Source organism: Culicoidibacter larvae (assembly GCF_005771635.1).
GTDB classification, from domain to species: Bacteria; Bacillota_I; Bacilli_A; order Culicoidibacterales; family Culicoidibacteraceae; genus Culicoidibacter; species Culicoidibacter larvae.
The window spans coordinates 140,641-156,130 of sequence record NZ_VBWP01000002.1 but is presented as its reverse complement, the minus strand read 5'-3'; the positions used below and the strand labels follow the sequence as shown (position 1 = coordinate 156,130).

The following is a 15,490-nucleotide window of genomic DNA, read 5'->3' as shown; positions in this document are numbered from 1 at the left end:
TAGCTCAGAGCTGGACTCTGGGCTATTGCCTTTTTTTCACCAAAAATTATGCTATAATAAGATATTGAAACTATGATTTAGAGAGCAGGGAAAATATTGGCAAAAATTATTCCGATTGGTCAATTATATAAACACCGTAATGATTTGCGGGAAGCGTTTGATTATCTTGATGAGGGTGAGTATCTGCGGGCGTTTACAGCTTATAAAGCGAGTTTGCCGGCGGATGATTTAGCATTGCTTTTTTTAGAGGAATTGATTGATCAAACTTATGAGGATTTTGCTAATGATGTTTTTATTGGCGCATATGAATCATATATTAGTTTTGATAAACCAATTGATATTATGTATATTGAACGTTATTTGCAGATTTTATATCAGAATGATGAGTTTGAAAAGTTGCGTAAACATACCAAGGCATTGCGTAGCAAGGGCAGCAGTTTTTGGTTGTTGTGTGATTATTTTGATCAGCAGCTGGATACTATTTGTGAGTTCGCTGATGATGCTGAATATGGCGCGTTATTTGATGCCGACATTTTAAAAGAGATGATAACGGCTAATTTTTCTTATGGCGCTATTGATTATGATTTTCGCTTTGATCCAATGTCACTCAAACAGTCTTTGGCGCAAATTCGTGATATTCTGGCTGGTGATGTTTGGACCAGTAAAGAGAAGGCAATACTGCTGCAACTGCTTGCTGAAGCAGAAATAGAGGAATTAATACTTGTAAAAACCGAGCACGGCGAAGCTGAAGTATTTCCTTGTCAGTTACCGGTGCTGCGGAATATTCCTTTGTTTGAACTGATTGGTGATTACTTGGATAGTGAGCCATCATATGCCTTGACTGCGCAGACATTGCTTACACTTTATATTTTGGAGCTTTATCCTTTTATTGATAAGATGCTGACCTCAGAAACATTATTGTTGTTGTTACATCAATTAGTATATGAAATGAATAACGACAGCAGAGCATTAAAGTTAGCAGCTAAAAACAAGACAACAATCACTGATTATGATAAAATCTATCCGGAATTTAAAAAGTTCTGCTTTAACAATTGAAAAAAAGCTTTATAGAGTATATAATTAAACAGATGTCAACTGTCAGATACTTTTCAGAATCTGATGACAGTGTAATTTGAATGGAGGAAACATGTAATGTCAAATACTAAGTTTGAAAAATTGGAAGGAAATCGCGTTAAGTTAACGATGACAATTTCTAAAGAACAATTTGAAAAAGCAATGGATGCAGCATTTAACGATGTTGTTAAAGATGTACAAATGGAAGGGTTCCGTAAAGGACATGTTCCACGTCCGATTTTTGAAAAAAAATACGGTAAAGAAAGTTTATATAATGATGCAATTGATAAGGTATTACCAGATGCATACCGTGATGCTTTAGAAGAGCATGACGTATTGCCGGTAGCATATCCACAAATCAATATTGAAAAATTCGAACCAGAAAATGAAATCATCATTACTGCTGAAGTTGCTGTTAAACCAGAAGTAGCTTTAGGTAATTATAAAGGATTAAAAGTTGAAAAACTTGATATCGTAGCAAGCAAAGAAGACATTGAAGCAGAAATCGATAAATTAAAAGAACGATTTGCGGAAATGGTTGTTAAAGACGCTAAAGGTAAAGTTGAAGATGGCGATACCGCGGTTATCGACTTTGAAGGATTTAAAGATGGCGTTGCTTTCGAAGGCGGAAAAGGTGAAAACTATCCATTAACAATCGGTTCAGGTTCATTTATTCCAGGTTTTGAAGAGCAATTAATCGGTGCTAAAGCCGGAGATGCTGTTGAAGTGAAAGTAACGTTCCCGGAACAATATCAAGCTGCTGATTTAGCAGGTCAGGATGTTGTCTTCAATGTTACTGTACATGAAGTAAAACACCGTGTTTTACCAGAATTAAGTGATGACTTCGTTGAAGAACTTGATATGGAAAACGTTAAGACTTTAGAAGATTTACAAGCTTATGCAAAAGAGCAAGCTGAAACGGCGAAACAATCAGAAGCTGATTCACATTTACGTAACGAAGTATTGCGTTTAGCTACTGAAGGAACAAAAGTTGATATTCCTGAAGAAATGGTTGATGCACAAGTTGACCACATGATTCAAGACTTTGAACGTCAATTATCAATGCAAGGAATGCAATTAGCGCAATACCTTGAAATGACTGGCAGTGATGAAGCAGCAGTTCGCGAACAAATGCGTCCGGATGCAGCTAATCAAATTCTGACTTCATTGACTTTGGAAGCAATTGCAGAGGCAGAAGGAATTGCCGTAACTGATGAAGATGTAAATGCAGAAATGCAAAAAATGTCTGAAATGTATGGTATTGAAATTGATGAATTGAAAAAAATGTTGCCAAATCTTGATGGTATGAAACAAGATTTAGTTATTCAAAAAGCTATTGATTTCTTAATCGATAATGTAAAATAAGCTTATTTATAAGTGAAAAGACCGGCGGATGCTGCATCCGCCGGTCTTTCTTTTTCTCCCCGAAACGGTCAATATTTTGTGAAAAAAACATAAAACAAGCACACTCGGTGTGAAAGTGCTAAAAAAAGTGCGAAAATGCAAGGCAATTGTTTACTTATGTGCTATAATTACAATAGTCATACAATAAGTATGGCTAAATTTATAACTATTATATAGGAAATTGTATTATAAAGGAGCGAATAGAATGGCAGTAGATACTTATGGAATTCATTGCTCGTTCTGCGGTCGTTCGAAAGATGAAGTAGAACAACTGATTGCAGGAACAAATGCTTATATTTGTAATTATTGCGTGGAAATTTCATATGAAATGTTTCATGATGTTTTAAATGACGAGCTTGAAGGCTATACCATCGATCTTGATCAAGTGAAAAAACCGGCAGATATCAAAGCGTTGCTTGATCAATATGTAATTGGTCAGGAACAAGCGAAAAGAACATTATCAGTTGCGGTTTATAACCATTACAAACGTTTGGCGTCAAAAGTTGATACTGAAATTGAGATTGATAAAAGCAATATTTTGCTCTTAGGTGATACAGGTAGCGGTAAAACATTACTGGCACAAACATTAGCCCGGGTTTTAGATGTCCCGTTTGCAATTGCTGATGCCACGGCTTTAACTGAGGCAGGATATGTCGGCGAAGATGTTGAGAATATTTTGTTACGCTTATTGCAAGCTGCTGATTTTGATGTTGCTCGTGCGCAACAGGGGATTATCTATATTGATGAAATTGATAAGATTGCCCGTAAATCAGAAAATGTTTCAATAACCAGAGATGTCAGCGGTGAAGGGGTACAGCAAGCATTGCTGAAGATTCTTGAGGGCACTGTTGCCAATGTGCCACCACAAGGCGGTCGCAAACATCCAAATCAAGAATTCATTCAGATAGATACTTCAAATATATTGTTTATTTGTGGCGGGGCTTTTGACGGTATTGATAAAGTCGTTAAACGTCGGGCATTACAAGGTGCGCTTGGTTTCCAAAGTGAAACTGAGGGAAGCCAAAAGGTATCAGAAGAAGTACTTTCTGAAGATATTATTCACTATGGACTTATTCCTGAGCTTGTAGGTCGGTTACCGATTATTACTCGTTTAGAAACATTGGATGAGAAAATGTTAGTTCATATTCTGACTCAACCGAAAAATGCTTTGGTGAAGCAATATCAGGCACTTTTTGCCTTGGATGGTGTACAATTGAAGTTCGAGAAAAAAGCATTGCAGAAAATTGCTAAATTGGCGATTGACAGAAAGCTTGGAGCTCGTGGATTACGTTCAATTATTGAGAATGTAATGACCAATGTTATGTTTGAGTTACCGTCACTAAAAGATGTAAAGGTTTGTACAATAACTGAACAAACTATTGATACAAAAGAACCAAAAATTGCTTAGTGCAAAATAATAATAGAAAAGAAAATAGGAGGAAAAGCTCATGGATACTCAAAAAATGAGAACACTACCTTTAATTGCAACTCGCGGAATCATAGCTTTACCGAATAACGAGTTGAAAATTGATATTGGCAGAGATGTTTCGGTTCAGGCTGTAAAGCTTGCACTGGAACAATATGAAGGATACGTTATTCTTTCAAGTCAAAAAGATCCGCTTGTTGATACTGTTGTTCCGGCAGATATATATGAATATGGGGTTATCGGTCGCATTAAAATGTCAACGGTTATTCAAAATGATGGAATTCGTATTTCGGTCGAAGTGCTTTCTCGGGTCCGCATTGATAAATACTTAGAAGAAGTAAATGTTTTTGTTGTAAACGGTGAAGAACTCACTGATATCGAAATTGATAACAACGAAGAAATGGCACTGTTGCGCCAAGGGATTGCCGCCCTTGAATCTTATATTCAAACTGGAGCAAAACCAACACAATACTTACTTGATTTAGTTTCGCGCGGACATACCGCCGGACAATTAGCTGATGTTATTGCATTCCATTTGCCGATGCCAATTGAACGTAAGCAAAAATATGTGGAAACATTGGCAGTGAATGAACGTCTTTTAATGATTATAAAAGACATTCATGCAGAGATTGAAGTGGCACAATTGGAAGAAAAAATTGAGCGTGATGTCAGAGAGGCTTTTGACCAATCACAAAAAGAATACTATCTTCGTGAAAAACTTCGCGCTATTCGCGAGGAGTTAGGTGATAAAAATTCACGTGAAAAAGATTCTGATATGCTTCGTGAAGAAATTGAGGCACTTGATGCTCCAGATTATATTCGTGAAAAATTATTAGATGAATTAACTCGTTTTGAAATGGTTCCGGCTGCTTCAAGTGAGAGTGGTATTATCCGTACCTATATTGATTGGGTACTTTCATTACCATGGGGTACATTTACGCCAGATGAGTTTGAAATAAAAGAAGCCAAAGATATTCTTGATGCTGATCACTATGGTTTGCAAAAAGTAAAAGAACGGATTCTTGAGTTCTTGGCGGTTAAGAAATTAACCGGTTCAAATAAAGGAGCAATCCTTTGTTTAGTAGGGCCTCCGGGTGTTGGTAAAACATCATTGGTGCGCTCGGTTGCACGTGCTCTGAACCGCAACTATGTAAAAATTGCCCTTGGTGGCGTTCGCGATGAAGCGGAAATTCGCGGACATCGTCGGACTTATATTGGTTCAATGCCAGGGAAAGTGATTCAATCACTGAAAAAAGCTGGTAGCATGAACCCGGTTATTTTGCTAGATGAGATTGATAAAATGGCAAGCGACTTCCGTGGTGATCCGACCAGTGCTTTGCTTGAGGTATTGGACCCTGAACAAAACACAGCGTTCAATGATCACTACATTGAGGAGCCGGTTGATTTATCAAATGTATTCTTTATTGCCACAGCTAACTACTATGAAGGTATCCCGCATCCACTCTATGATCGGATGGAAATTATCGAACTTGGTAGCTATACTGAGGATGAAAAAGTAGAAATAGCCAGAAATCATTTGATTCCTAAAACTTTAGAACGTCATGGTTTAACTAAGAAACAATTGTCGTTCCAAAAAACTGCCTTGTTAAAAATTGTTCGCGAGTATACTCGTGAAGCTGGGGTTCGTGCCTTAGAGCGTGAATTGGCAACAATTTGTCGTAAGGTGGCTAAGGAACTGTTAGAAAATCCGGATACTGTTGTTAAAGTGACAACTAAAAATGTTGCTGAGTATTTAGGTAAAACTAAATTTAAATACAGCAGCGCTGAAAAAACAAACCAAGTAGGGGTTGTTACCGGCTTAGCATATACTCAGTTTGGCGGCGATATTCTTTCGATTGAAGTTACTTATTATAAAGGACGTGAGCAAGTTGTGCTTACTGGTCAACTTGGTGACGTTATGAAAGAGTCTGCGCAAGCAGCAATGAGTTATGTCAAATCAAGAGCTAAAATGCTTGGTATTGATGAAAAAATATTTGAAGAAAATACGATTCATATTCATGTTCCGGAAGGAGCAGTGCCAAAAGATGGCCCGTCAGCCGGAGCTGCTTTGGCAACCGCGATTATTTCAGCATTGTCGAATCGTAAAGTTCGTAAAGATGTTGGTATGACTGGAGAGATTACTTTACGTGGTAATATCCTGCCAATTGGTGGATTAAAAGAAAAAAGTATGGCGGCACACCGCTCAGGCTTAAAAACAATTTTAATTCCAAAAGAAAATGAACGCGATCTTGATGATATTCCTGAAGTTGTTAAAGAACATTTAACAATTATTCCAGTGAGCCATATGGATGAAGTTTTACCATATGTCTTCGCAGATAATAAATAATTGAGAAAAGGCTGCAGCGCCGCGCTGCGGCCTTTTTTATTTTCTCCCGAATAAGGGGTTTGTTGCCAAATCAGCAAATGGAATGGTATAATAGGTAAGGATTTATTTAAGGGAGGCGAACGCAATGAAAATTACATCATCGGCGTATGCATTAAGTGCGGTGCGGGCAGACCAATATCCGCCGGGACAACAAGCTGAAATTATGCTTGCCGGGCGCTCAAATGTTGGTAAGTCATCATGTATCAATGCTTTATTGAATAATAGTTCTTTGGCACGGATTTCTTCGCGCCCCGGAAAAACACAAACGCTGAATTTCTACCATATTAATGAACGTTTTTATTTTGTTGATGTGCCAGGATATGGATATGCAAAGGTTTCAAAAAAGCAACGTGAAGCTTTTGGCAAAATGATTGAAGAATATATTACCAGCCGGGAAGAATTGCGGGTAGCATGTCTTTTAGTTGATTTTCGCCATAAGCCAACTGAAGATGATGTTTTAATGTATAATTTCTTTAAGTATTATGATGTGCCGGTAATCGTTATTGCAACCAAGGTTGATAAAATCGGGAAGACCCATCGTGCGAAACATGAAAAAATGATTCGTGAGACTTTAAAACTTCATGGTGATGATAAACTAATTCCCTTTTCATCTGTGGATAAAACTGGTAAAATAGCTGTATGGTCTGCTATTGAAAGTTTTTTATAAGGGGCAACAGGCCTAAGACTGGAGCGATTTACAAATGAAAAAAATTATTTTAACAGCAATTGCATTGACCGGATCTTTGTTTATGTCAATGTATATGTCAACCCAGCTTTTCACTTTAATTAGTGGATTGCAAAGCTTTTTGGCTCAATTCGAACAGTATGCCGGAATGGATTTGTCGCAAATATATGGTCCTGATATTTATACTCAGTTAACACAATCATATATTGATTTTGGAATTAACATTGCCTTATTTGGCGGTACAGCGATTTTAGCAATTTTTATTTTTGCTTTAATTACTATGCTGAGCCGTTATGGAAATAAAATTCTTGGTGCATTGTTTGTTGCCGTTGCCTTGGAGTGTATTGGCATTGGTTCAATTATTTTATTATGGAACTTTAATTCAATCACTCAAACATTTATTAGCAGTTGGATTATGCAGATTTTAATGACTGTAGTACCAATGGTTATTGTTCTTTTATGTGTTATTGGTTTGTTAGCAACAAAGGGCGGTAAAAAGAAAGCCGCTTTGATTAATGCTGATGCAACTGATGAGGTGTCTGCTAGCGGGCATGCACAGTACAAAATGGTTGGTGGCCGCAGAGTAAAACGGTATGTAAAATAAAATGAAAAAAGCGTCGTAAGACGCTTTTTTATTTATTCATCTATTTAGTTTAAACTAAAAATAATCATTATATTTGATAAAATATTTAGTTTGTGCTAAAATATTTTCAGGTGATAAATATGAGTATTGAAAAGTTATCAAAAAGTGAGCAGGATTATATTAAGGCGATTTATTCGTTGCAGAAGAAAAATGATGGCGAGATGATTAGTTTTAAGGCATTGTCGGAAAATCTTGAACATGCTCCGGCAACTGTTAATGGGATGGTGAAACGGCTGGCAAAAAAAAATCTGGTTATTTTTGAAAGCTACAAAGGTGTTCGCCTGACTAAAGAAGGCTTTCATGAAGCACAATTCATTTTGAAGTCGCATCGTGTATGGGAGACTTTTTTGGTACAAAAAATTGGTTACCAGCTTGAAGAGGTGCATGAGGAAGCTGAGATTTTAGAGCATTCCGCTTCACCAAAATTAATTGAACGCCTATATGCTTTTTTGGATTATCCGGAACGTTGTCCGCATGGAACCTTGATTCCTAAACATATCTTTTGGTCTGAAACTCAGCATGAGGTGAGTTTGGCGAACATCGCCAGTGATGTTCGCGCGGAGGTTTTGTCGATCAGTCTTGAGGGACAGAGTTATTTGGCAATGTTGAATATTAATGAATCGCCACGGTTTATAAAGGTGAGCGAGCGACTTAATGATGGTACTTGTATTTTGAAAACTGATGATGAAAAATTAATTGTTATACCGGCGTACTTACAGGATGGCTGGCAGTTGCGGATATATCAATAAGAAACACCTTTTCGCATAAAGGATTTTAGTTAATTATCTGCGAGTTAAGGTAATTTGAAAAAAATATAGTAAGGAGTTATTATAATGAATTTAGATTGGATGATTGCATTGCCACCAATATTGTTGGCTTTGTTGGCAGGATTATTTACCTGGGGTGTTACAGCTCTAGGTGCATCGCTCATTTTTTTCTTTAAAAATATTAATCGGAAAGTGTTAGATGCGATGCTGGGATTTGCTGCCGGTATTATGATTGCTGCGAGCATTTGGTCCTTGCTTTTGCCGGCGATCGGACAAGTTGAAGAAAGCGGCGCATTTTGGCAAGTTATTTTTGGTTTTTTGGCTGGTGGTGTATTTTTATGGGGGTTAGATAAAGTTATTCCCCATATGCATTTATTTGGTAAGAAAGCTGAGGGTGTGAAAACGAGCTGGCATCGCAGCATTTTGCTTGTGAGTGCAATTACTTTGCATAATATTCCGGAGGGACTGGCTGTTGGAGTTGCCTTTGGTGCTTTAGCTATTAATCCGAGTCCGGCAGTATTTGCTGCCGCAGTTGGTTTAGCAATAGGTATTGGACTGCAGAATTTTCCTGAGGGGACGGCAGTTTCAGCGCCGTTGTACCGGGAAGGAATGAGTCGCGGTAAAGCTTTTATGTACGGACAATTTTCTGGTGCTGTTGAACCGGTTGCGGCAGTTATCGGAGCATTGCTTGTAAGTCAGATGTCAGCGATTCTGCCTTTCGCATTAGCATTTGCTGCCGGAGCAATGATTTTTGTTGTGGTTGAGGAATTAATTCCTGAATCACAAGCAGCTGAGAATACTGATATGGCAACGCTGATGACAATGGTAGGTTTTGTTGTCATGATGTCTATGGATGTGCTGCTTGGGTAATATCTTAGTGTTGCCAAGCAGGAATGAAATATGTATAATAATTATAAAGACTGTGAACAAGAGGAGTTCGTATGTTTAGTTGAATTTAGAGATTGAAGGTCGGCGGCTGAAAGCTTTCAACAACTTTGTACTGAACGGGTAGCTTGGGAGTTGTTTTCCTGAACATTGCAGTAGGGAAAATCGTTGATGGCGTTAACATGAATGAAGGTGGACTCAGAATATTGAGTGAATGAGGATGGTACCGCGGAATTTATTTCGTTCCTTGTGTGTTTAACACGCAAGGAACGTTTTTTTTATTTAAACCAAAAGGAGATGAATGTTGTGACGAAACTCGCATCAAAATATGATCATAAACAAGTTGAGGCCGGCAAATATGATTTCTGGCTTGAGAATGATTGTTTTACTGCTGATAATACGAGCAGTAAGGAGCCATTCACTATTGTTATTCCACCGCCAAATGTTACCGGAAAATTACATTTAGGTCATGCATGGGATACTAGTTTACAAGATATAATTATTCGAATGAAACGATTACAGGGGTTCGATGCGCTTTATTTACCGGGAATGGATCATGCTGGAATTGCTACTCAGGCTAAGGTTGAAGAACGGTTGCGTGAACAAGGTATCAGCCGCTATGATTTAGGCCGCGAAGCTTTTATCAGTAAAGTTTGGGAATGGAAAGAAGAGTATGCAGCGACGATTCGTGACCAGTGGCGTCAGATTGGTCTGTCACTTGATTATTCACGTGAGCGCTTTACTTTAGATGAAGGACTTTCAAAAGCAGTACGTAAAGTATTTGTTGGCCTATATGAGCGTGGTCTGATTTATCGTGGTAAACGGATTATCAGTTGGGATCCGGCACAAAAGACAGCTTTGTCTAATATTGAAGTTATCTATAAAGATATCGAAGGGGCAAAACATTATTTTAAATATATTGCTGCTGACAATCCTGATGAATATCTAGAAATTATGACAACGCGTCCGGAAACTATTTTTGGTGATGGTGCTTTAGCAGTTAACCCTAAGGATGAACGTTATAAAGTATGGGTTGGTCGAAAAGTAATTGACCCGGGAAACAAGGTTGAAATTCCGGTTATTGCTGATGATTATGTTGATATTGATTTCGGTAGTGGTGTTGTTAAAATTACACCGGCACATGATCCGAATGATTATGAGGTTGGGTTACGCCATAATGTGCCGCAACGGGTTATTATGGAGTTAGATGGAACTATGAGTGCTAACGAATGGGTTCCGAAAAAATATCAAGGTATGGATCGTTTTGAGTGTCGAAAAACTTTCTTGGCTGATATGAAAGAAGCGGGACTTTTGCTTGCAGTTGAACCGTATGTTCATTCAGTTGGTCATAGTGAACGCAGCGGGGCAATTGTTGAACCGTATTTATCTCTGCAATGGTTTGTTAAAATGGACAAGTTAGCAGAGCAAGCAATTGCTAATCAAAACAGTGATGATAAAGTTAAGTTTTACCCAGACCGTTTTGAAGGTACATTCTTACAATGGATGGGCAATATTCAAGACTGGTGTATTTCACGTCAACTTTGGTGGGGACATCAAATCCCGGCATGGTATAACAGTGATGGTGATGTGTATGTTGGTGAGGAGCCACCGCTTGATGGTGAAGACTGGAACCAAGATACCGACGTACTCGATACTTGGTTCTCATCAGCATTATGGCCGTTCTCAACGCTTGGCTGGCCAGAGGAAACCGTGGATTATAACCGCTATTTCCCAACTAATGCATTATCAACCGGATATGATATTATTTTCTTCTGGGTAAGCCGAATGATTTTTCAAAGTTTGGAATTTACTGATCAGCGACCGTTTAATGATGTATTGATTCATGGTTTGATTCGTGCTGAAGACGGACGGAAAATGAGTAAGTCATTAGGAAATGGAATTGATCCGATGGATGTTATTGAACAGTATGGTGCTGATAGCATGCGTTACTTCTTGGTTACTTCAACATCTCCAGGACAAGATTTACGGTATAGCCATGAAAAACTTGAGGCAACCTGGAACTTTATCAATAAAATTTGGAATGCTTCGCGATACGTTTTAATGAATACTGAGGGTATTAACGGCATGTTTAAGATTGAATCACTTTCAAATATTGACTCGTGGATTCTTACACAATTGAATCAAACTATTGAAGCAATTAATTACAATGCTGATAAATATGAGTTTGGCGAAGTAGGCCGTTATCTGTATAACTTTATCTGGAATGATTTCTGTGACTGGTATATTGAGTTGAGTAAACCAATTTTACAGGGTGATGATGAAGCACAGAAAATAGTTACTAAGCAAGTGTTGCACTACGTATTAACTGCGATTGTAAAATTAATGCATCCGTTTATGCCATATGTTACTGAGGAAATTTGGCAACAACTTGATCAGAAGGAAGTATCAATTATGCGTGCTTCTTGGCCGGAAATTCATCCTGAATGGAGTAATCAGCAAGCAGTGGCAAATACTGAGTATTTGATGGAATTAATCCGCGGGGTACGAAGTATTCGTAAAGAATATGAGGTTGGTAACAGCACTGCGTTGCCAATAATTATTAAAACTGCCAGCAATTCAATTGCTGATGAATTATCAGGATTATTGCCATTTATTGAGCGGTTCGCGAATCCGAGCAGTTTGACTATCAGCAGTGATGTGGCTGAACCGGAGCAAGCGGCGACGGTAATCGGCAAAGCATTCAGTCTCTTTATTCCATTGGCAGACTTAGTTGATCTTGATGCTGAACGCGAAAAGTTGCAAGCTGAGTTGAAGAAGCTTACGGCTGAAATTGAGCGTGGTGAAAAGATGCTGGCAAATCCGGGATTTGTTAATAAGGCACCGGAAGCTAAGATTGCTGCCGAGCGCGAAAAGCTGGAAGATTACAAGCAGCGCTACCAGACTACATTGACTCGCTTGGAAAGTTTATAGGAAAAATTCTGGCAAGAGCCGGGGGCCACGCCCCCGGCTCTTGCTTTACTTTTAATAAAAATAACCGTATAATGGGAATAATATTTAAAAGGAGGTTCGGTAATCATGATTCGGATGGCAACAAAAGATGATGAACAAATACTTTATGATTTTTGGTTGAAGGAGCTAGACTATAATACTTTTAATATCGGTGATTTAGCGGCTTTTGGTACTGAAAATCATGATTTGCAGACGATTTGGATGCAGCTTGATCAAGGAAGAATTATGGCTACGGTTTTGCTATATAAAGATAATATAGTGCTATATTTTCCTAAGGAAAATACTGAATTTGTTGATTATGATGGGTTTGCTGCATGTTTGGCAGGCCGGAATGGTAAAAATATTTCAGCTATGGATTATGTTTGGCAGGGATTTAAACCATTCATGCAGACGGATACTATGAAAGAAATACCGACATATTTATGTGTGTTGGATGTGGAACAAGCGAAAACTCAGAATGCTGATTCAGTGCAACTTGCAGATGGAAAAGTTGTTGGTGATATTTTTGCAATGCAGTTAGAGATTTTTGGCACTCAACGAAAGGAACAAGATTATCAACAATTTCAGGATGATATTGCCGCTGAGAATGTATATTGTGCAGTTATTTATCAGGATGAAAAACTTGTCAGTCAAGCGACAATTACGGCAATTTCGCCTTACTCAGCAATGGTTGTCGGTGTGGCTACCGATGTTGAATATCGTCAAAAAGGATACGCTCGAGCAACACTTTCAAAGCTGGTGGCGGTTGCTAAACAGCGCAAACTGCAATCACTCGTTTTGTTTTATGATAATCCTAATGCTGGTGCACTTTATCATGATGTTGGTTTTAATACTATTGGACAATGGATTATGGTAGAACTATAAAAAACACTCTTTATGAGTGTTTTTTATTTTATTTTGCGAAAAGATATATAGGTGGTAATATTGTTGTTGATTTTCGCATTGACTATGGCTGTGCTGCTCATTATTGCAGCATATCAGGACTGGAAAACATTATTAATTGATAATTGGCTTTTATATTCATTACTTTTTTGTGCGGCAACTTATGGAGCATTTGAACAACTATGGGGAACCCTATTATATGGTGGAGTTCTTTTTCTTGTGCTTTTCGTTGTGCAGAAAAGTTTGAAGACATTTGGCGAGGCCGATATTTTTGCTTGGGTAAGTGTTTTTGTTTTGATAGCTGATTGGCGCTTTTTGCTTTGGCTTGGTTCAGCAATACTTTTGACAATGATATTGTTTTGGCAAAATGTTTTTCGGAAGCAACCAGCACCGTTTTTTCCGGGGATGGCCATTGCCTATATTTTTATTCTAGGAGGTTTATTAATATGGTAGTAAAGGAAGTAGATAAACGTTTAGGTTACAGTGATTATCCGCGTGAGCGTTGTTTTTTTCATGGAGTTGAAGCATTAAATACATATGAATTACTGGCAATTATTTTGCGGACAGGAACTAAGTCAGCTTCGGTTATTGATTTAGCTCGAACAACTGTTGAACATTTTGGTGGATTAAGAGGACTTAGTAAATTAAGTATTCAAGATTTAGAAAAGATTCATGGAATTGGAACATCAAAGGCAATTACAATCTTGGCAGCTATTGAGCTTGGGAAACGTATATACAAGACAGATAGAGTTCAAGCAATTAAAATCAGTGACCCATTAACTTGTGCTGAACAATTTTATGATACCTGTAAGTTTATGGATCAGGAGCAATTTTGGGTTGTTGGTCTAGATGTTCGTAATAATCTGCTAGCTAAGAAATCGTTATATACTGGCGGACTTAATACGGTTTCGATCCATAGCAGGGATATTTTTCGTTATGCTGTCAGTATTGGCGCAGCGTCAATAATTTGTATTCATAACCATCCTTCGGGTGATCCAGAACCATCTGAAGATGATGTTGTAGTTACCAGAAAGTTGATTGAGGCTTCGCATATTATAGGGATTCCAATCCTTGATCATATTATTATTGGGCATGATTCATATATTAGTTTAAAAGAAAGCGGATATGTATAATTAATTATTGATTCAGATGTGGTTTGATGCTACAATAGGTGATGTACCTTTTGGTCAGGCACGCCGGATTAGTTTAGTGGTAAAACAATTCAATGGTAATGAATAGCCGCGAGTCCGATTCTCGCATCTGGCACCATGTTGTAAACAACCCTTATTTTTATAAGGGTTTTTCTTTTGTCTCGATTAACTGACTCTAAATCAACCGCAATTTTACTATTTTTATCAGAAGTAAAAATTGTGATTTTTTCGCTATTATGTTTTACTTTTTATTATAATAGGCGTAAAATATAACGGTGAAGAAAATATTTAACAATGTTGACTTGAATCGTGCATTAATTAAGAAATTAAAGTGTTTCGGTATATAGTTCACATTATTAGTGGTAAACTAGCATTGTAAGATTAATGAAGAGGAGAATGATTATGCGAAAGAAATTTTTTGCTTTGTTAGCGTCGGTTTCTGTACTGGTGCTTGCACTAGCGGGATGTACTGCTTCTGCAACTCCGGTTGTAGCAAACAGCGCATTGGTGACAGCATTAACAAAGACGAATACATATTTATTAAAGAACCCTACTGAGATTCAAGGGGAGTTAAGTTTGAACATTACTGGTACCGGAAGTTTTCAGGGCTCGGATGCTAGTATTTCCTTTGTCAGCAATGCCAAAGAAAATACGATTACATATGGTGGTGCGCTTTCTTCAGAAACAGTTATTTATGTATTAAATCAATTATTTGATACTAACATTGAAGGAGCAGGAGTAAGTTTTGACCTCGCTAGCTTCTCAGATGGATTTAGTTTTGGCGATAATGGTAACTTTACCGGCAATTATTTAAAATTTGACAGCAGCGTGCTGGATCCGTTTTATAAAGCGAATGAATTATATTTATCAAGTGCAATAAATCAAGCTGATTTTGGTGCTATGCTTACCAATCACATTACTGCTACTACGGTAAATGCTGATCGTAGTGAAAGTGGAACAAACACTAAAACTCAAACGGTAACAACAATAACACTTACCGGAAATGATTTAGCTAATTTAATTCCGCTGACTAACTTTTCAGCAGATGTTTTAAATCAAAAGATGAATATCAATTTAATTCAAAATGAAGGCGATTCTATGATTTCACGGATTGAATTCCAGTTGCTTTCATATAACGTTAGTGCCGTTAATGATATTTTTCAAGCGAGTGTTGATGTTACGCTGGCGTTTGATTTGACAGGAAGCGGGGTGTAGGT

General features: G+C 37.8%; 13 protein-coding genes, 1 tRNA gene and 1 other annotated feature. All 14 genes read left to right on the top strand.

What is annotated here, in order from left to right:
- The first annotated feature begins 96 nt into the window (after positions 1-96).
- The 14 genes from FEZ08_RS03245 (at position 97) to FEZ08_RS03180 (ending at position 15,488) form a co-directional block, all read left to right on the top strand.
- Positions 97-1,056, top strand: coding sequence for a hypothetical protein (locus FEZ08_RS03245; protein WP_138190281.1), 960 nt, complete (start codon positions 97-99; stop codon positions 1,054-1,056).
- Between the two features lie 96 nt (positions 1,057-1,152).
- Positions 1,153-2,439 carry a trigger factor gene (gene tig, locus FEZ08_RS03240; RefSeq protein ID WP_138190280.1) on the top strand — a complete coding sequence of 429 codons (1,287 nt, stop codon included), beginning with the start codon at positions 1,153-1,155 and terminating at the stop codon, positions 2,437-2,439.
- A gap of 244 nt (positions 2,440-2,683) precedes the next feature.
- Positions 2,684-3,886 (top strand): ATP-dependent Clp protease ATP-binding subunit ClpX, encoded by a 1,203-nt coding sequence (gene clpX, locus FEZ08_RS03235; RefSeq protein WP_138190279.1) that lies wholly within the window; start codon positions 2,684-2,686, stop codon positions 3,884-3,886.
- 40 nt (positions 3,887-3,926) lie between these two features.
- Complete coding sequence (gene lon, locus FEZ08_RS03230; RefSeq protein WP_138190278.1) at positions 3,927-6,251, top strand: endopeptidase La; 2,325 nt, start codon at positions 3,927-3,929, stop codon at positions 6,249-6,251.
- A gap of 124 nt (positions 6,252-6,375) precedes the next feature.
- Positions 6,376-6,957 (top strand): ribosome biogenesis GTP-binding protein YihA/YsxC, encoded by a 582-nt coding sequence (gene yihA / locus FEZ08_RS03225; protein ID WP_138190277.1) that lies wholly within the window; start codon positions 6,376-6,378, stop codon positions 6,955-6,957.
- Positions 6,958-6,991: 34 nt separating this feature from the next.
- Entirely contained in the window at positions 6,992-7,579 is a 588-nt protein-coding gene (locus FEZ08_RS03220) for a hypothetical protein (RefSeq protein WP_138190276.1), read from the top strand.
- Between the two features lie 119 nt (positions 7,580-7,698).
- Complete coding sequence (locus FEZ08_RS03215; RefSeq protein ID WP_138190275.1) at positions 7,699-8,367, top strand: metal-dependent transcriptional regulator; 669 nt, start codon at positions 7,699-7,701, stop codon at positions 8,365-8,367.
- A gap of 84 nt (positions 8,368-8,451) precedes the next feature.
- A complete protein-coding gene (locus FEZ08_RS03210) occupies positions 8,452-9,255 on the top strand; it encodes a ZIP family metal transporter (protein ID WP_138190274.1) in 804 nt (267 codons plus the stop codon).
- Positions 9,256-9,298: 43 nt separating this feature from the next.
- Positions 9,299-9,521, top strand: a binding site (T-box leader).
- 46 nt (positions 9,522-9,567) lie between these two features.
- Complete coding sequence (locus tag FEZ08_RS03205; protein WP_138190273.1) at positions 9,568-12,201, top strand: valine--tRNA ligase; 2,634 nt, start codon at positions 9,568-9,570, stop codon at positions 12,199-12,201.
- 105 nt (positions 12,202-12,306) lie between these two features.
- Positions 12,307-13,104: a GNAT family N-acetyltransferase gene (locus tag FEZ08_RS03200; protein ID WP_138190272.1), complete on the top strand. Its 798-nt coding sequence runs from the start codon at positions 12,307-12,309 to the stop codon at positions 13,102-13,104.
- A gap of 63 nt (positions 13,105-13,167) precedes the next feature.
- Positions 13,168-13,575, top strand: a complete 408-nt coding sequence (locus tag FEZ08_RS03195) for a hypothetical protein (protein ID WP_138190271.1) — start codon at positions 13,168-13,170, stop codon at positions 13,573-13,575.
- Positions 13,569-14,255 (top strand): RadC family protein, encoded by a 687-nt coding sequence (radC, locus tag FEZ08_RS03190; RefSeq protein ID WP_138190270.1) that lies wholly within the window; start codon positions 13,569-13,571, stop codon positions 14,253-14,255. The genes FEZ08_RS03195 and radC overlap by 7 nt, the downstream gene beginning before the upstream one ends.
- Positions 14,256-14,317: 62 nt before the next feature.
- Positions 14,318-14,391 (top strand) — tRNA-Thr (locus FEZ08_RS03185).
- Positions 14,392-14,675: 284 nt separating this feature from the next.
- Positions 14,676-15,488, top strand: coding sequence for a hypothetical protein (locus FEZ08_RS03180; protein WP_138190269.1), 813 nt, complete (start codon positions 14,676-14,678; stop codon positions 15,486-15,488).
- Positions 15,489-15,490: the final 2 nt, after the last annotated feature.

Excerpts from the sequence above, each read along its gene's own strand:
- tig (WP_138190280.1), top strand. The coding sequence starts at position 1,153 with ATGTCAAATACTAAGTTTGAAAAATTGGAAGGAAATCGCGTTAAGTTA.
- clpX (WP_138190279.1), top strand. The coding sequence starts at position 2,684 with ATGGCAGTAGATACTTATGGAATTCATTGCTCGTTCTGCGGTCGTTCG.
- lon (WP_138190278.1), top strand. The coding sequence starts at position 3,927 with ATGGATACTCAAAAAATGAGAACACTACCTTTAATTGCAACTCGCGGA.
- yihA (WP_138190277.1), top strand. The coding sequence starts at position 6,376 with ATGAAAATTACATCATCGGCGTATGCATTAAGTGCGGTGCGGGCAGAC.
- FEZ08_RS03220 (WP_138190276.1), top strand. The coding sequence starts at position 6,992 with ATGAAAAAAATTATTTTAACAGCAATTGCATTGACCGGATCTTTGTTT.
- FEZ08_RS03215 (WP_138190275.1), top strand. The coding sequence starts at position 7,699 with ATGAGTATTGAAAAGTTATCAAAAAGTGAGCAGGATTATATTAAGGCG.
- FEZ08_RS03210 (WP_138190274.1), top strand. The coding sequence starts at position 8,452 with ATGAATTTAGATTGGATGATTGCATTGCCACCAATATTGTTGGCTTTG.
- FEZ08_RS03205 (WP_138190273.1), top strand. The coding sequence starts at position 9,568 with ATGAATGTTGTGACGAAACTCGCATCAAAATATGATCATAAACAAGTT.
- FEZ08_RS03200 (WP_138190272.1), top strand. The coding sequence starts at position 12,307 with ATGATTCGGATGGCAACAAAAGATGATGAACAAATACTTTATGATTTT.
- radC (WP_138190270.1), top strand. The coding sequence starts at position 13,569 with ATGGTAGTAAAGGAAGTAGATAAACGTTTAGGTTACAGTGATTATCCG.
- FEZ08_RS03180 (WP_138190269.1), top strand. The coding sequence starts at position 14,676 with ATGCGAAAGAAATTTTTTGCTTTGTTAGCGTCGGTTTCTGTACTGGTG.